The following is a 16,451-nucleotide window of genomic DNA, read 5'->3' on the forward strand; positions in this document are numbered from 1 at the left end:
GACGAACTGCTCGGGCGATACACCTGCAGGACGGGCGGTGCTGGTGTCGTCCGCGCGCCGGCTCGGCGCCCCACCAGCCCCGCGGGTCCGACGAATGTATCGGCGCTTGACGACTCAGGCGGGCGGGGCCGTGCTCGAGCGCTCGACGAGGGCGAAGTCGAGATCGGCCGGCGGCTCGGATGCCGTCCCGCGCAGCGCCGCGATCATCGCCGAGGCCACGCGCTCGCCCTGTCGCCCCGGGAACTGGTCGACCGTCGTGAGGCCGAAGAACGCGCCGAGGTCGTGGCCGTCGACCCCGATGATCGACACGTCCTCCGGCACACGCAGCCCGAGCTCGCGCGCGGCGAGCATCGCGCCGATCGCCATCTCGTCCGAGGCGGCGAAGATCGCCGTCGGGCGTGCCTCCGCGTCGTGAAGCAGTCGCGTCGCGGCATCGTGCCCGCCGGCCATCGTGAAGTCCGCGGCCGCGAAGCGGTCGGGGTGTGGGGCGACACCGGCCTCGGCCAGCGCGGTCTCGAAACCGCGACGGCGCTGCGACGGGATGTGGAAGTCGCCCTCGAACTGCGGATGCAGACCGATGTGGGCGATGTCGCGGTGACCGAGTCCCAGCAGGTGCTCGGTCGCCGTCCGCGCGACCTCGATCTCGTCGACGGTGAGCGACCGCAGACCCGCGAGCTGACCGCCCATCGCGATGACGGGCAGGCCGAGCTCGCCGAGCTGTGCGATCTCGTCGTGCGCGAGGGCCATCGACACCACGATGACCCCGTCGACGCGCTGACGCCGGAGCGAGGTCGCGAACACCCGTCGGCGCTCGTCGGCCTCGGCGGTCAGGGCGTAGAGCGCGACGTCGTAGCCGTCGCGCTGGAGGGTCGCGGCGATACCCGTGAGGACGCGCGAGAAGAACCAGCGGTCGAGGATCGGCACGAGCACCCCGATGTTGCGGGTGCGCCCGGATGCGAGGCTCGACGCGGCCGATGAGACGACGTAGCCGAGATCGGATGCCGCACGCAGCACGCGCTCGCGTGTCGCCGGCGACACCGGGCCCCGGCCGCTGAGGGTGCGGGAGACGGTCGCCGTCGAGACCTCCGCGCGTCGCGCGACGTCGTCGATGCCGACCATCTCCCGCTCCTTCGTCAGCTCGTGCGGATCCAGACCGCCGCGTCGACGGGCAGCTCGGAGCCGCCGTCGGCGCTTCCGACGAGATCGGCGACGCTCGACACCAGGATCTCACCGGCGGGCAGCGCGACCGCGGCCGTGCCGGTGTTGGCGACGACCAGCACGTCGCCGTTGCGGAACGCGACGACGTCGTCACCGAGGTGCAGGTCGACCCACTCGAGCGAGCCGGCGCCGAGGTCGTGCCGGCGACGGGCGTCGAGCAGTTCGCGGTACAGCGTCAGGGTCGAGGCCGGATCGCCGTCCTGGACCGACCGTGCGAGGCCGTGCCATTCCTCGGGCTGCGGCAGCCACGAGGCACCGGTCGGGCTGAACCCGTAGCCGGGCGCGTCGGCCTCCCACGGGATCGGGACGCGGCATCCGTCGCGGCCGTAGCGCTCGCCGTCCGTGCGGAACCAGGTCGGGTCCTGCCGGGCCTCGTCGGGCAGGTGCACGACCTCGGGCAGCCCGAGCTCCTCGCCCTGGTAGAGGTAGGCCGAGCCGGGGAGGGCGAGCATGAGCGTCGTCGCGGCGCGGGCGCGGGCGAGTCCCACGATGGCGTCCGGCTGACCGGGGGAGTCGGGCCCCAGGCCGTGACCCTGCGGGTTCTCCGCTGTCAGCGCCAGACGCGATGCGTGGCGGACGACGTCGTGGTTCGACAGCACCCAGGTGGCGGGCGCGCCGACGGCCGGGAAGGCGCGCAGCGACTCGGAGATCACCTCGGTGAGGTGATCGGCGTCCCACTCGGTCTGCAGGTAGGGGAAGTTGAACGCCTGGTGCATCTCGTCCTGGCGCACCCACAGGGCGGTCTCGTCGACCGTCGGCAGCCACGCCTCGGCGCACAGGGCACGGTCGCCCTCGTACTCGGCGAGGATGCGGTTCCACCGGCGGTAGATGTCGTGCACGCCCTCCTGGCCCCAGTAGGGAACGTCGAGGCTGTCGCCGCCCATCGAGCCGGCGTCCTCGGCCGGCACGAAGTCGGGCAGGCCGTCGGACTTCACGAGGCCGTGGGCGACGTCGACGCGGAATCCGTCCACGCCCCGGTCGAGCCAGAACCGCAGGATGCGCTCGAACTCGTCGCCGACCTCGGGGTTGGCCCAGTCGAAATCGGGCTGCGTCGAGTCGAACAGGTGCAGGTACCACTGGCCCGGCGTGCCGTCGGGGTTGGTCGTGCGGGTCCAGGCGGGACCGCCGAAGACCGACTCCCAGTTGTTGGGAGTCTCGTCGCCGTTCTCGCCCTTCCCGTCGCGGAAGATGTATCGCGCGCGCTCGGCGCTGCCGGGCTCGGCCGCGAGCGCGGACTGGAACCATGCGTGCTGGTCGGAGGAGTGGTTCGGGACGAGGTCGACGATGACCCGGATGCCGCGGGCGTGCGCCTCGTCGAGCATCGTGTCGAAGTCGGCGAGGGTGCCGAAGAGGGGGTCGACGTCGCAGTAGTCGGAGACGTCGTATCCGGCATCCTTCTGCGGCGACCGGAAGAACGGGCTCAGCCAGACGGCGTCGACGCCGAGGTCGGCGAGGTCGCCCAGGCGCGAGGTGATGCCGGCGAGGTCGCCGATGCCGTCGCCCGACGCGTCGGCGAACGAGCGGGGATAGATCTGATAGATGACAGCGGTGCGCCACCACTCGGCGCCGGGCCGGGAGATCCCGATCGGGGCGAGGGTGGATGCCGCCGTTTCCGCGGAGGAGGAGGTCATGGCGCTCACTCTAGTGCAAGCGCTTGCAGTCGTGGTCGCTCCGTCATCGGTCCGGTGAAACGGGCCTAGGGTGGTTCGGTGACTTCCGACCCCCTCGAGCACGCCGAGTCGCTCATCGCGCTCATCCCCGACTTCCCCGAGCCGGGCATCCTCTTCCGCGACATCTCGCCGCTGCTCGCCGACGCGACCGCGTTGCGTACCGTCATCGACGCGATCATCGCGCCCTTCGCCCGCGAGTTCGACGTCGTCGCCGGCGTCGAGGCACGCGGATTCCTCATCGCCGGAGCCGTCGCCGCGGCGAGCGGTGTGGGCATGGTGCCGATCCGCAAAGCAGGCAAGCTGCCGCGCCCCGCGGCATCCGTGTCGTACGACCTCGAATACGGTCAGGCGACCATCGAGATGGCGGACGACCTGCCGCGAGGCACCCGCGTGCTGCTCGTCGACGATGTGCTGGCCACCGGTGGAACGCTGCGTGCCGCTCAGCGCCTGCTCGAAGGCCTCGGCCACCGGACGGTCGGGACCGCCGTGCTCATGGAGCTCACCGAGCTCGGCGGCCAGGACGTGTGCGGCCCGGTCCACACGATCTTCCGCGTCTGACCTCGCGCGCGCCTTCGCGGGCGAGGCGCCGTCAGAGCACGCCGGCGCCCAGGTTGATCGGGCTGCCCACGATGTTGCCCACGATGCCGCGGATGATGCCGGCCCCGTCGGTACCGCGCAGGCTGCGGTACCAGTTCTCGGTGACCTCCGGGTCGGCGCCGTGCGTCTCGGCCGCGCGGGCGCGGGCCCGCAGCACGAGGTCGCCCGCCCGCTCGACGCGCGACGCGGCGTAGCGCCGCAGGGTGTCCTCGACCGACACGGTGTCGGTCGCGACCGCGATGCCGAGGGCGAAGGCATCCTCCAGTGCCGAGCACGCGCCCTGCCCGATGTCGGGCGTCGTGTTGTGCGCCGCGTCGCCGAGGATCGCGACGCGTCCGCGGGTCCAGGTGTCGAAGGGGTCGATGTCCCAGATCTCGACGCGGTTCAGCGAGCCCTCGCGCTCGATCGCCTCGATCAGCGCCCGCGTGCCGGGGGCCCAGTGCGTGAACGCCTCGCGCAGCTCGGTGAGGGCGTCGCCGTCCTCGCCGGAGGGGCGCGGGATGTCGAACCAGTAGTAGAAGCGGTCGCCGGCGATCGGCATGACGGCCGCCCGCTTGCCTTCGGCGACGTAGGTGGTCCACTGGTCGTCGGGCCCGATGCGTCCGTCGAACGCGACGAGTCCGTTGTAGTTCGTGTACCCGGCGTACGTCCGCTCGATCGGCGGCGCGTCGGCGCCGGTGATGTAGCCGCGCGTGAACGACCGGGCGCCGTCGGCACCGATGAGCATGTCGGCGGTATCCGTGGTGCCGTCGGCGAAGGTCGCGGTGACGGTCGTGCCGTCGTCGTCGATGCCGACGAGCTGCATGCCGAGCCGGATCCGGTCGGTGCCGAACCGCTCCATCAGCAGGTTCTGCAGGTCTGTACGAGCGACGGGGTACGCGCGCTGTCCGGTCTGCTGTTCGACCGGCGCGAGCGAGAACCGGCACAGCTCCTCGCCGGTGATGCCGTCGCGGTAGGCCATGTGATCGAGCGCCCCGCCGAGTGCTGCGACCTCCGGTCCCACCCCCAGCCAGTTGAGCACCTTCACGCCGTTCGACCAGAGCGACAGCGCCGCGCCGACCGGGCGGTTCTCGCGCATCCGGTCGTAGACGACGACGTCGTGCCCGAGCCGCTGCAGGGCGATGCCGGCGCTCGTGCCGCCGATCCCGGCGCCGATCACGATGACCTTCATGCCGCCGCCACCGGCTCGTGCACGAGGTCGGAGATCACGCGCTTGTACTCGGTGAACGCCGGCGAGAGGATGTCGCGCTGCGGGGGCAGGTCGATCTCGACGATGCGGCTGATGTGCCCCGGCACCCCGTGCGACGCGCCGCCGGTCATCACGACGACCCGGTCGGCGAGGAAGACGGCCTCCTCGATCGAGTGGGTGATGAAGACGACGGTCGTGCGCGTCTCGAGGTGGATGCGCTTGAGCTCGGCCTGCAGGTCGGAACGCGTCAGCGCGTCGAGGGCGCCGAACGGCTCATCCATGAGCAGCACGCGGGGTTCGTTGGCCAGCACACGTGCGATCGCGACGCGCTGCTGCATCCCGCCCGACAACTGCCCCGGGTATCTCCCCGCGAAGCGCGTCAGCCCGACGGCTGCGACGAAGCGATCGACCAGCTCGGTCACCCGCCCACGGGGGAGGCGCCGGCGCCGAGGGCCGTACGCGATGTTCTCGCGCACGGTGAGCCACGGGAACAGCCCGTAGTCCTGGAAGACCACTCCGCGATCCGGCCCGGGACGCGTGACCGCGGCGCCGCCGACCGAGACCGAGCCGCTGCTCGCGTCCTCGAAGCCGGCGAGGATGCGCAGCACCGTGCTCTTGCCGCATCCGGAGGCCCCGACGATCGCGACGAACTCGCCCGAGGCGATGCTCAGGTCGACGCCGGCGACCGCCTGGGTGCTCGCCCATTCCGGCCCGTAGCGCTTGCCCAGACCCACGATCTCGACCGAGGCCGAGGTGTCGGCGGCGGGATCCGCCGCGGGGGAGATGATGTCGGTCATCGTCGCTCCAGTCACTTGATGAGGGGTCGGCCGCGCGTCGCGAGACGGAAGACCCCGACGAGGATGCGGTCGGAGAGGAAGCCGGCGGCGCCGATCGTCACCATTCCCACGACGACCATGTCGGTGCGCACGACATCGCGCGCGAGGATGATGGCCGACCCGAGGCCGACGTTCACCCCCACCGACTCGCCGAGCACGAGCACGACCCAGGCGATGCCGAGGCCGACCCGCAGGCCGTTCATGATCGACGGTGCGGATGCGGGGACGACCACCTGCGTCAGGATCTCGCTGCGCCGGGCGCCCAGCATCCGGCCGGCTTCGACCAGCCGCTGCGGCATCTCCTTCGACCCGCTGATGGCTCCCAGCACGATCGGGAAGAACGCCGAGAGGGCGATGAGGAAGATCGTCGCCTGGTCGCCCCAGCCGATCAGCAGCCCGACCAGCGGGACCCACGCCGTCGCGGGGATGGGGCGGAAGAGGTTGATGAAGGGGTCGAAGAGGCCGTCCATCGTGTACGAGCGGCCCATGACGATACCGAGGGGGATCGCGATCGCCGCGGCGATCGCGAAGCCGACCAGCACGCGCAGCGCCGACGTGCCGAGGTTGACCCACAGGTCCCCCGAGAAGGCGTCGTCGTTCACGCCGCCGAACCCGTAATCCCACAGCGACGTCACGACCTCGGCGGGCGTCGGCAGGAACGCCATCCGGATGCCGACGAGCGGGATCTCCCACTCCTGGTCGCGGCCGATCTGCCACAGGACGACGAAGAGGAACGGCACCGGCAGGCCGAGCAGGAACCGGTAGAGAGCCGCCCGCTGGTTGGGTCGGCGTGCCGGCGGGCGGCGCCGGACGGGTGCGCTCGCCGGCGCACCGGCGACGACGGCTGCGTCGTCGGTGCGCCCGGACGGGACGGTGTCGGTCATGGTGCTCCTCCCCTCGGGTCAGTCGGCGAAGCTCGTGTCGACGATCGTGTCGGCGGTGGGCGTCGAGGTGATCAGCCCGATCGAGGCCATGGCTCCGGCGAGGGCCTCGAGCTGGCCGACGTACTCGTCCGAGAGGTCCGACCGCAGCCAGAAGTTCTCGAGCGCCGAGGTGAAGACCTCCTCGTCGCCGCCGAACTCCTCGACCATGCCGGGCAGCCACTCGTCGATGTTGTCGGCCATGTAGGCCGTCGTCGCGGCGTGGGTGTCGACGACCCGCTGCACCAGCTCGGGGTTCTCCTCGATCAGCTCGCCGGTCGTGACGAGTCCGATGTTCACGCGCCCGATGGGGGTGGAGTAGGGGTCGACGACCTCGGTGCCGCCGGCGGCCTTGGCGATCGAGACGCCGATCTCGACGCCCATGAAGGCGTCGATGTCTCCGCTCGCGAAGGCCGAGGCCATCTCGGGGACGGGGATCGGGGTGAGCTCGAAGTCGTCGGGTGTCATACCGGCCTCGTCGATCAGCAGCCGCAGCGCGACCTCCTGCGCCGAGCCCTGGACGATGCCGATCTGCGAGCCCTCGAGCTCGGCGAGGGAGGTCTCGCCGTTGCCGATGAAGCCCGACCCGCCGTCGGCGGCGCTCGCGACGATGCGCAGGTCGCGGTTCTGCGAGATCGACGAGATGGTCGGGGTGACGCCGGTGATCGCGAAGTCGATGCTGCCCGAGACGAGCGCGTCGGAAAGTGCCGGGGTGGTGTCGAGCGTCACGACCTCGAACTCGACGCCGTCGACAGCGTGGTCGGCGTAGAGGAACGGCTGGTAGAAGTGCGGCTGGCCACGCAGGGTGCCGATCTTGACGGTCTCGACGCCGTCACCGCCCGCGGCGTCGTCGCCGGCGGAGCTGCAGCCGGCGAGGACGAGGGCGGCGAGGGAGACGGCGGCCAGGAGGACGACGCGGGGTGAACGTGCGCGCATGGGGTTCCGATCGGAGGAGGACGGCGGTGCAGGGGACTGCCGTCATTCAACGGTTTCCGATCGCTCGCGAGGTGAAGGCCGTGTAACGACCTTGTTAAGCCAGCGCTTAAGGTGCGTGAGCGCGGGGTTCAGCTGCCGCGGTAGGTCGAGTACGCGAACGGGCTCAGCAGCAGCGGCACGTGCAGGTGGGTCTCGTCGCCGACGGTGAAGCTGACGGTCGCCGACGGGTAGAAGGTCGCCGTGCCGGACCGGGCGAAGTGCCCGCCCGTGTCGAACGTCAGCGCGTAGATCCCGGGCTCGAGCCGGTCGGGTCCGAGGGCGAGCCGTCCGTCGGCATCGGTCGAGGCCGTCGCGATGACGGTTCCGCGGGCGTCGGCGAGCTCGATCGCGACGCCGACAGCGGGAGTGCCGGTCGCGGCGTCCAGCACGTGGGTGGTCAGGTGGGTCATGCGGGCGCCTCCACGGTGACGGTCTGCGACAGGCGGAGCAGCGCGATCTCGGCCAGCTGGCCGAGGGCCTCGGCCGTCTCGGTGCGGTCGTCGTTGCCGAGGCGCCGCTCGAGCTCGGCGCGCATCTCGCCCGGAGTCCGGCCGGCCGCCCGGATGAGGAAGACACGGTCGAACCGCTCCTCGTAGCGCCGATTGCCCGCCGCGATCGCGGCGGCGTCGTCATCGGATGCCGACCGCATGGCGGCCTGCTCGGATCGCGACGCGTCGCCCTCGGCGCCCGGCTCGTCGACGCGGGCGCCGATGCGCGGATGGTGCGCGAGCGCGGCATCGAGGTCGTCCTCGTTCCAGTGCGCCGCCTCGGCCCGCGCCCGGGCGCCCAGCTCCGCGACGTCGCGGTACGGCCGTGCTGCGACCAGGGTCTCGACCCAGCGGGGGATGGGGGCCCAGACGGCGACGACGCGTCGGGCTTCGTCCGCGCTGAGGGCGTGGAACTCGTCGAGGTGCATGCGCGTCACGGTACTGTCACCGCGTTTCCCCCGCGTTACATATCATCGTGCCGTGGAACCGCAGCGCGCTGAGCCCGACCTTCCCGCGTCGATCGGGCGGCGCCTGCGGGCGCTGCGCACCCGGACGGGGCGCTCGCTCGCCTCGGTCGCGCAGGAGATGGGCATCTCGGCCAGCGCCCTGTCGCAGATCGAGACGGGTGCGATGCAGCCGTCGGTTCACCGGCTCGTCGAGCTCGTCGGGGTGCTGGGAGCTCCGGTGTCGGTCATCTTCGACGATCACGCCGTCGCGATGATCCCCGATGCCGACGCCCCCGGCGAGCTGAACGAGCCTGTCCCCGGCGTCTTCGTCGCCCGCGTCGGCACCGAGACCACGGCGCACCTCGGCGGCGGCGTCACCTACCGGCGGCTGACGCCCGTGCCCATCAGCGGCGTGGAGCACTTCGAGTCGACCTACCCGCCGGGAGCGAGCTCGAGCGCCGACGGCGGCCTCCTCGTCCACGCGGGCTACGAGAGCGGACTCGTCGTGGCAGGGACCCTCACCTTCGAGTTCGCCGACGGCGAGGTCGAGCTCGGCCCGGGCGAGTCGCTCTCGTTCGCGGCATCCCGACCGCACCGCGTCGCGAACCGTACCGACAGCGTCGCGGTCGCGACGTGGCTCACGGTCGTCGGGTCGACAGGCCCGGTCGACGACGCGACCGGGCGCTGAGACGCGGCGCCTCGCACGCGCCGGCGTTCGACCGTGCTCACGCGGGCCCGTGGACGATCAGCCAGGTCGCGACGGCAATCTCGTCGCCGTCGTTGTGGATGCGGTGCGGTCGCGAGCACGGGTAGCTGATCGTGTCGCCGGGACGCAGCACGACGCGCTCGTCGGTGAAATCGACCGTCAGCTCGCCCGAGAGCATGGTGCCGACCTCGTACCCGTCGTGCCGGAAGAGGTCGGTGTCGCGGTGGGCCGACGACCCCGGCGGATAGGTCGACTGGAAGTAGTCGATCCCCGGGCTCGGTCCGGGAGACAGGCGGCGGAAGGTCACTCCGTCGCCGAGCTCGACCGTCGTGGCCTGGGCGGCGCGGACCAGCGAGAACCCGTCGATCTCCGCCGCGAGCGCCGCGGCGGGGGCATCGCCACCGCTCTCGAAGACGGCGGCGAGGGGAACCCCGAGCGCGTCGGTGATGGCGAGCAGCCGCGAGACGCTCGGCTGCAGCACGCCGCGCTCGATCTGCGATATCGCGCTGGGGCTGATGCCCAGTGCGGCGGCGACGGCACGTGCCGACATCCCTCGCTGCCGCCGCAGCTCGCGCAACCGGACGCCCACCTCGGTCCCGGTACCCAGCGCGAGCTCTGACATGCCGCCGAGTCTAAACGGGCGGCAACGGCGACCGGGCGCGACCAGTGTGAAGCTCCAACTTCACACCGTCGTTACATCAGCGAAACCCGCCGGGGCCGATTAACCCATAGCTTCACTTTCCAGATCCCCTCCTGGAAGGTTCCGACGCCATGACCGCTCCTCCGAACATCCTGCCCGCCGAGACGACGGTTCCCGATCGGGGCTACGACCCCCGACTGTCGAACGAGGACCTCGCCCCGCTCCGCAAGCAGAAGTGGACCTGGTACAACATCTTCGCCTTCTGGATGTCGGACGTTCACTCCGTCGGCGGGTACGTCACGGCGGGGTCGCTCTTCGCCCTCGGCATCGCCGCCTGGCAGGTGCTCGTGGCACTCGTGGTCGGCATCGTGATCGTGCAGGTCTTCGCGAACATGGTCGCCAAGCCCAGCCAGAAGACGGGCGTGCCGTATCCCGTGGTCAACCGCGCCATCTTCGGGGTGCGCGGCGCGAACATCCCCGCCATCATCCGGGGCATCATCGCGATCGCCTGGTACGGCGTGCAGACCTTCCTCGCGGCGCAGTCGCTGAACATCATCTTCCTGAAGTTCATCCCCGGCTCGGCGGCACTGCTCGACGTGAGCTTCCTCGGCCTGTCGGCGCTCGGGTGGATCTCGTTCTCGATCCTCTGGGTCGCCCAGGTCGCGCTGTTCTGGAACGGCATGGAGGTCATCCGACGCTTCATCGACTGGGCCGGACCGGCCGTCTACGTCGTGATGATCGTGCTCGCCGTGTACCTCGTCAGCCAGGCCGGGTGGGAGAACATCGACCTGAACCTCTCCGACCCCGCCGCGGCACCGCACGACGTGTGGGGCACCCTCGGGCTCATGGCCATGGCGATCGGCATCGTGGTGGCCTACTTCGCCGGTCCGATGCTCAACTTCGGCGACTTCGCGCGCTACGGTCGTTCGTTCAGCCAGGTCAAGAAGGGCAACTTCTGGGGGCTCCCGGTGAACTTCCTGTTCTTCTCGATCCTGACCGTGCTCACCGCGGCGGCGACCGTGCCGGTGTTCGGCGAGCTGCTGCTCGACCCCATCCACACCGTCGAGGCGATCGACACGCCGTTCGCGATCCTGCTGGGCGGACTGACGTTCGTCACCGCGACGGTCGGCATCAACATCGTCGCCAACTTCATCGCGCCCGCCTTCGACTTCTCGAACGTCGCGCCGCAGAAGATCTCGTGGCGGATGGGCGGCATGATCGCCGCCGTCGGCTCGGTGTTCCTCACGCCGTGGAACTGGTACTCCGACGCCACCGCCATCCACTACTCGCTCGGCATCCTCGCGGCCCTCATCGGCCCGCTGTTCGGTCTGCTCATCGCGGGGTATTACATCGCGGCGAAGCAGCGGATCCGCACCGACGACATGTTCACGATGAGCGAGACGGGGGCGTACTGGTACCGCAAGGGCTACAACCCGAACGCGATGAAGACGCTCGTCGTCGCGGGTGTGCCCACGATCCTGCTGGCGATCCTGCCGAAGACGTTCGCCGACATGGGGCTGTTCGACGTCTCGTGGATCGGGAACTTCACCTGGTTCATCGGATGCGGCCTCGCGTTCGCCGCGTTCGTGGTGTTCGAGCGGCTCGACCCGCAGGTCCCGACGTTCGCGGGCGAGACCGAGGGCATCTCGGACGGCACTCTGCCCGAGCCCGCGCCGGAGGGCGCCGCGTGAGGATCACGCTGATCAATCCCAACACCTCCCGGGCGATGACGGACAAGATCGCCGTCGCCGCCCGGGAGGTCGCCGGGCCCGGGGTCGAGGTGGTCGCCGTGCATCCGACCGACGGCGCCGCCGCGATCGAGAGCCATCTCGACGAGATCGCCGCCGCCCGCTCGGTCGTCGACATCGTCGAAGCCGACCTCGCCGTCGGCGGAAGCGACGCGTACGTCATCGCGTGCTTCGGCGACCCGGGGCTCGACGCCGTGCGCGAGCTCGTCGACGTCCCGGTCATCGGGATCGCCGAGGCCGCGATGCACGTCGCGACCCTCTCGGGGCGCCGATTCGCGGTCGTCACGACGCTGGGCCGCACCCTCGGCCGGGCGCGCGACCTGCTCGCCCGCTATGGGATGACGTCGTCCTGCGCCTCGCTCGTGGCGTCCGGCATCCCGGTGCTCGATCTCGAGGACACCGGCTCGGATGCCTTCGAGCGCATCGCGGCGCTGTGCGCCGCCGAGGTCGCGGGCGGAGCCGACGTCATCGTGCTCGGCTGCGCCGGGATGGCCGATCTCTGCCACGCCCTGACAGAGCGCGTCGGCGTTCCCGTGGTCGACGGGGTCGGCGCCGCGGTCGGGCTCGCGTCGGCCATGGTGCGGATGCGGGTGGGGACGAGCAAGCGCGAGGAGTACGCCGCCCCGCCGCGTCGTCACGAGAGCGTTACATCGGGGTAACCGCCGCGGCTGCGTTAACCCATAGCTTTATATTGACATCGGGCTCTGCTCACCGCTCGCCCGCCGTCGATCCTCGCCCCGACCCCGTCCGGAGATCTCGTGACCGCATCGTCCCCGTCCCGCTTCGTCGTGCGCGCCGGCCGCGTCTTCGACGGCACGGCCTTCGTCCCCGCAGCCGTCGTCGTCGAGAACGGCCTCGTCGTCGCGATGCTCGACGAAGACGCCGCCGTCGCCGACGCCGCCGAGGTGCGCGTCGCCCCCGACGCCGTGCTGCTGCCGGGGCTCGTCGACTCGCACGTGCACGTCAACGAGCCCGGACGCACCGAGTGGGAGGGCTTCGGCTCGGCGACGCGGGCCGCGGCGGCGGGCGGTGTCACGACGATCGTCGACATGCCGCTGAACTCCATCCCGCCGACCACGACCGCCGCAGCCCTGGAGGTCAAGCGCGCCGCCGCCGCGGCATCCGCGCATGTCGACGTCGGGTTCTGGGGAGGGGCTGTGCCCGAGAACCTGGGGGAGCTCGGCGCCCTGCACGAGGCCGGCGTCTACGGGTTCAAGTGCTTCCTCGCACCGTCAGGCGTCGAGGAGTTCGGTCACCTCGACCGTGCTCAGCTGCGCCGGGCCATGGGCGAGATCGCTGCGCTCGACTCGCGCCTCATCGTGCACGCCGAGGACCCCGAGCTGCTCGGCGCCGACGGCGCGCTCGGCCGCGGATACGACGCCTTCCTGGCGTCGCGCCCGGCCACGAGCGAGGCGTCGGCGATCGACGCCGTCATCGACGCCGCCCGCGAGACCGGTGCCCGAGCCCACATCCTCCACCTGAGCGACGCGCGGTCGCTGCCCGCGATCCGGGCGGCGCGTGCCGACGGTGTCGACATCACGGTCGAGACGTGTCCGCACTACCTGACGATCATCGCCGAGGAGATCCCCGACGGCGCCTCCGAGTTCAAGTGCTGCCCGCCCATCCGCGAGGCATCCAATCGCGACCTCCTCTGGCAGGGGATCGTCGACGGCACGATCGACGCGATCGTCAGCGACCACTCGCCCTCGACCGTCGATCTCAAGCGTGCGGGCGATGGCGACTTCGGGCTCGCCTGGGGTGGCATCTCCGGCCTCCAGGTCGGGCTGTCGGCGGTGTGGACCGAGGCCCGCGAGCGCGGCATCCCCCTCGAGACGATCCTGCCGCTGTTCACGACGGGACCCGCTGCCGTCGCGGGCCTCGCCGTCGTGGGGCGCATCGCCGTGGGCGCGCCCGCGCACCTCGCCGTCTTCGCCCCCGACGACGTCGTGCACGTCGACGCGCGCGAGCTGCGTCACCGCAACCCGATCTCGGCCTACGACGGCCGGGTGCTCACCGGCCGCGTGCGCCGCACCTGGCTGCGGGGCGAGGTCGTGTTCGAGGCCGGCGTGGATGCCGCGGATGCCGGCGGCGTTCCGGGCGGGCGCCTGCTCGCGCGCAGCGGTGCTCTCGTCGCCGTCGGCGAGGACGCATCGTGACCGACCCCGCCGAGGTGATCCCCGCCGATCTCGCGGCGGCGTTCGCCGACTACGAGCGCGCCATCGTCGAGAACGACCTCGCGGCGCTCGACGCGGCGTTCGCACCGGGACCAGACACGATGCGTGCGGACGCCGCCGGCCTGCTCGTCGGCCATGACGCGATCAGCGCCTTCCGCGGTGCGCGCGGCGGGGTCGCGGCCCGCGCGATCGAGACGATCGAGTACCGGCCGCTCGCCCCCGACGTCGCGCTGCTGATCTCGGTCTCGCGCTACGTCGCGGGCGGCACCGGCCTGCAGACGCAGCTCTGGCAGCGCGTCGACGGCCGCTGGCTCATCACCGCGGCGCACGTGACCCCGCGTCCGCAGGCGTTCGACCGGTCGATCTGGCGCACCGTGGGCGACCCGCTCTATCAGGGCGCCTGGGAGGGGCCGCTCGCCGGACTGGCCGTCGCGGTCAAGGACCTCTTCGCGATCCGCGGCTACCGCATCGGGGCCGGCAACCCGGCCTATCTCGACTCCGCTCGCGCCGAGACGACCACGGCGCCCGCGGTCGGCGATCTGCTGCGCGGCGGAGCGTCGCTGCGCGGGATCGCGCGGACCGACGAGTTCGCCTACTCCGTCGCCGGAGACAACGCCCACTACGGCACCCCGCCGAACGCCGCGCTGCCCGGGGCGCTTCCCGGCGGCTCGTCGAGCGGGCCGGCATCCGCCGTCGCCGCCGGGCACGCCGACGTCGGCCTCGCCACCGACACCGCCGGATCGGTGCGGGTACCCGCCTCGTACCAGGGGCTCTGGGGCTTGCGGACCACGCACGACCTCGTGCCCCGGCAGGGCATGCTGCCCCTCGCGCAGAGCTTCGACACCGTCGGCTGGCTGACCCGCGACGGCGCGACGCTCGAGCGGGTCGCCGAATGGTGCCTCGGCTACGCCGGGTCGGAATCGACCGAGAGCGCGCACGGCGAGCCGGACGACGAGCTGCCGACGCGCCTCCTCGTGCCCGATGAGATCCTCGACGCCGCCGAGCCCGACACCCGACGCGCGTTCGCCGACCTGCTCGACCGCGTCACGGCCACGGGAGCCGCGGTCTCGGTGGGCCGCGTGTCGATCGGCGACCTCGACGCCTACCTCGACGCTTTCCGCACCGTGCAGGGCGCGGAGGCCTGGCGCAACAACGGCGACTGGCTCACGCAGCATCCCGGCGCGGTGGGCGCCGCCGTCGCCGACCGCTTCCGCGCCGCCGCCGCCGTGACACCCGACGATGAGAAGCGGGCGCGCGCCGCGCTCGCGCCCCTCGCCGACCGCCTGCGTGCCGTCGTCGAGGACGCGGTGCTGCTGCTGCCGACCGTGCCGGGAGCCGCACCCGCGCGCACCGCCGGCGGCGAGGCGCTCGACCTGCTGCGCCGTGACACACTGCGGATGACGACGCCGGCCGCCGTGGCCGGGCTCCCCGCGATCTCGGTGCCGCTGCTCACTGTGCCGTCGCCGCTGGGACCGGCGCCCGTCGGCGTCAGCCTCGTCTCGCGGGCCGGCACCGACCTCGCCCTCGTGCGGCTCGCCCGCCGCCTCTTCTCGCTCCTCGACCCCCGGATGGACACGCCATGACGAACCCGACCGTTCACATCCCCGGACCCATCGACCCGCCCGCCCGCCTGCTCATGGGCCCCGGCCCGATCTCGGCGTACCCCAGCGTCCTCACCGCGATGTCGGCCGCACTCGTCGGCCAGTACGACCCGTTCATGACGCGGACGATGACCGAGACGCAGGAGCTCTACCGCGCCGTCTGGAACACGCGCAACGACGCCACGATGCTCGTCGACGGCACGAGCCGCGCCGGCATCGAGGCGGCGATCGTCTCGCTCGTCCGGCCCGGCGACCGCGTGCTCGTGCCGATCTTCGGACGCTTCGGGCACCTTCTCGCCGAGATCGCGGAGCGCGCGCTCGCCGAGGTGCACACGATCGAGACCGAGTGGGGACAGGTCTTCACGCCCGCCGCGATCGAAGAGGCCGTCGTGCGGGTCAAGCCCACGCTGCTCGCGCTCGTGCAGGGCGACACGTCGACGACCATGAATCAGCCGCTCGACGAGATCGGAGCGATCTGCGCGAAGCACGGGGTGCTGTTCTACTCCGACGCGACCGCCTCGCTCGGCGGCAACGAGTTCGACGCCGACGACTGGGGCCTGGATGCCGCCACCGCGGGGCTCCAGAAGTGCCTGGGCGGTCCCAGCGGCTCGGCGCCCATCACCCTGAGCGAGCGCGCCGTCGAGGTCGTGCGGTCGCGGGCGCGCATCGAAGCCGGCATCCGCGAGCCCGGCGATCCGGACGCGAGCGACTTCGTGCGGTCGAACTACTTCGACCTCGGCATGATCCTCGACTACTGGGGGCCGCGCCGGCTCAACCACCACACCGAGGCGACGTCGATGCTCTACGGGGCGCGCGAATGCGCCCGCGTGCTGCTGCTCGAAGGGCGCGACGAGGTCATCGCGCGCCACCGCCTCGCCGGCGCCGCCATGCTCGCCGGCGTGCAGGGCCTCGGGCTCACGGTCTTCGGCGACGTCGCGCACAAGATGAACAACGTCGTGGCCGTCGAGATCCCCGACGGGGTGCCCGGCGATGAAGCCCGCGCCGCACTGCTCACCGACTTCGGCATCGAGATCGGCACGTCGTTCGGCCCGCTCCACGGTCGGGTGTGGCGCATCGGCACGATGGGCTACAACGCCCGGCAGGACGCCGTGCTCACCACGCTCGCCGCGCTCGAAGCGGTGCTGCGGCGGTACGGCGTCGCGGTGCCGGTCGCCGGCGGGGTCGAGGCGGCGGCAGACGTCTATCGGGGGCGTTGAGCCGTGGCATCCGCTCTGCTCCCCGT

The 16,451-nt window shown here is 71.7% G+C and carries 16 protein-coding genes; 7 read left to right on the forward strand and 9 right to left on the reverse strand.

Going from position 1 to position 16,451, the window contains the following annotated elements:
* Positions 1 to 114: 114 nt before the first annotated feature.
* Positions 115 to 1,119 carry a LacI family DNA-binding transcriptional regulator gene (locus AA0Y20_RS03620; protein ID WP_412937536.1) on the reverse strand — a complete coding sequence of 335 codons (1,005 nt, stop codon included), beginning with the start codon at positions 1,117 to 1,119 and terminating at the stop codon, positions 115 to 117.
* A 14-nt stretch (positions 1,120 to 1,133) separates the two neighbouring features.
* Positions 1,134 to 2,849: a glycoside hydrolase family 13 protein gene (locus AA0Y20_RS03625; RefSeq protein ID WP_412937537.1), complete on the reverse strand. Its 1,716-nt coding sequence runs from the start codon at positions 2,847 to 2,849 to the stop codon at positions 1,134 to 1,136.
* A gap of 78 nt (positions 2,850 to 2,927) precedes the next feature.
* Here AA0Y20_RS03625 and AA0Y20_RS03630 point away from each other — a divergent pair, with 78 nt between their 5' ends.
* Positions 2,928 to 3,446 (forward strand): adenine phosphoribosyltransferase, encoded by a 519-nt coding sequence (locus AA0Y20_RS03630; RefSeq protein WP_412937538.1) that lies wholly within the window; start codon positions 2,928 to 2,930, stop codon positions 3,444 to 3,446.
* Positions 3,447 to 3,477: 31 nt separating this feature from the next.
* On the opposite strand, the gene hpxO is transcribed toward AA0Y20_RS03630, so the two are convergent.
* The 6 genes from hpxO to uraD form a co-directional block, all read right to left on the reverse strand.
* Positions 3,478 to 4,656, reverse strand: coding sequence for an FAD-dependent urate hydroxylase HpxO (gene hpxO, locus AA0Y20_RS03635; RefSeq protein WP_412937539.1), 1,179 nt, complete (start codon positions 4,654 to 4,656; stop codon positions 3,478 to 3,480).
* Entirely contained in the window at positions 4,653 to 5,471 is an 819-nt protein-coding gene (locus AA0Y20_RS03640) for an ABC transporter ATP-binding protein (protein ID WP_412937540.1), read from the reverse strand. Before AA0Y20_RS03640 ends, hpxO begins: the two co-directional genes overlap by 4 nt.
* Before the next feature lie 11 nt (positions 5,472 to 5,482).
* Positions 5,483 to 6,394, reverse strand: coding sequence for an ABC transporter permease (locus AA0Y20_RS03645; protein WP_412937541.1), 912 nt, complete (start codon positions 6,392 to 6,394; stop codon positions 5,483 to 5,485).
* An 18-nt stretch (positions 6,395 to 6,412) separates the two neighbouring features.
* Positions 6,413 to 7,366, reverse strand: a complete 954-nt coding sequence (locus AA0Y20_RS03650) for an ABC transporter substrate-binding protein (RefSeq protein ID WP_412937542.1) — start codon at positions 7,364 to 7,366, stop codon at positions 6,413 to 6,415.
* A gap of 128 nt (positions 7,367 to 7,494) precedes the next feature.
* Positions 7,495 to 7,815 carry a hydroxyisourate hydrolase gene (gene uraH, locus AA0Y20_RS03655; RefSeq protein ID WP_412937543.1) on the reverse strand — a complete coding sequence of 107 codons (321 nt, stop codon included), beginning with the start codon at positions 7,813 to 7,815 and terminating at the stop codon, positions 7,495 to 7,497.
* On the reverse strand, positions 7,812 to 8,321 hold the full coding sequence (gene uraD / locus AA0Y20_RS03660; protein WP_412937544.1) for a 2-oxo-4-hydroxy-4-carboxy-5-ureidoimidazoline decarboxylase: 510 nt from the start codon (positions 8,319 to 8,321) through the stop codon (positions 7,812 to 7,814). Before uraD ends, uraH begins: the two co-directional genes overlap by 4 nt.
* A 52-nt stretch (positions 8,322 to 8,373) precedes the next feature.
* Between uraD and AA0Y20_RS03665 the strand changes: the two genes are divergently transcribed.
* Positions 8,374 to 9,027 (forward strand): helix-turn-helix domain-containing protein, encoded by a 654-nt coding sequence (locus AA0Y20_RS03665; RefSeq protein WP_412937545.1) that lies wholly within the window; start codon positions 8,374 to 8,376, stop codon positions 9,025 to 9,027.
* 37 nt (positions 9,028 to 9,064) lie between these two features.
* On the opposite strand, the gene AA0Y20_RS03670 is transcribed toward AA0Y20_RS03665, so the two are convergent.
* Complete coding sequence (locus tag AA0Y20_RS03670; protein WP_412937546.1) at positions 9,065 to 9,667, reverse strand: helix-turn-helix domain-containing protein; 603 nt, start codon at positions 9,665 to 9,667, stop codon at positions 9,065 to 9,067.
* Between the two features lie 149 nt (positions 9,668 to 9,816).
* On the opposite strand from AA0Y20_RS03670, the gene AA0Y20_RS03675 reads away from it, so the two are divergent.
* The 5 genes from AA0Y20_RS03675 (at position 9,817) to AA0Y20_RS03695 (ending at position 16,425) form a co-directional block, all read left to right on the forward strand.
* Positions 9,817 to 11,376, forward strand: a complete 1,560-nt coding sequence (locus AA0Y20_RS03675; protein WP_412937547.1) for an NCS1 family nucleobase:cation symporter-1 — start codon at positions 9,817 to 9,819, stop codon at positions 11,374 to 11,376.
* Positions 11,373 to 12,092 (forward strand): aspartate/glutamate racemase family protein, encoded by a 720-nt coding sequence (locus tag AA0Y20_RS03680; protein ID WP_412937548.1) that lies wholly within the window; start codon positions 11,373 to 11,375, stop codon positions 12,090 to 12,092. Before AA0Y20_RS03675 ends, AA0Y20_RS03680 begins: the two co-directional genes overlap by 4 nt.
* 99 nt (positions 12,093 to 12,191) lie before the next feature.
* Entirely contained in the window at positions 12,192 to 13,589 is a 1,398-nt protein-coding gene (gene allB / locus AA0Y20_RS03685) for an allantoinase AllB (RefSeq protein ID WP_412937549.1), read from the forward strand.
* Positions 13,586 to 15,190, forward strand: a complete 1,605-nt coding sequence (locus AA0Y20_RS03690) for an AtzH-like domain-containing protein (RefSeq protein WP_412937550.1) — start codon at positions 13,586 to 13,588, stop codon at positions 15,188 to 15,190. The genes allB and AA0Y20_RS03690 overlap by 4 nt, the downstream gene beginning before the upstream one ends.
* Positions 15,187 to 16,425 carry a pyridoxal-phosphate-dependent aminotransferase family protein gene (locus tag AA0Y20_RS03695; protein WP_412937551.1) on the forward strand — a complete coding sequence of 413 codons (1,239 nt, stop codon included), beginning with the start codon at positions 15,187 to 15,189 and terminating at the stop codon, positions 16,423 to 16,425. The genes AA0Y20_RS03690 and AA0Y20_RS03695 overlap by 4 nt, the downstream gene beginning before the upstream one ends.
* Positions 16,426 to 16,451: the final 26 nt, after the last annotated feature.

It is taken from the genome of Microbacterium pratiae (assembly GCF_047302165.1).
Classification (GTDB): Bacteria; Actinomycetota; Actinomycetes; order Actinomycetales; family Microbacteriaceae; genus Microbacterium.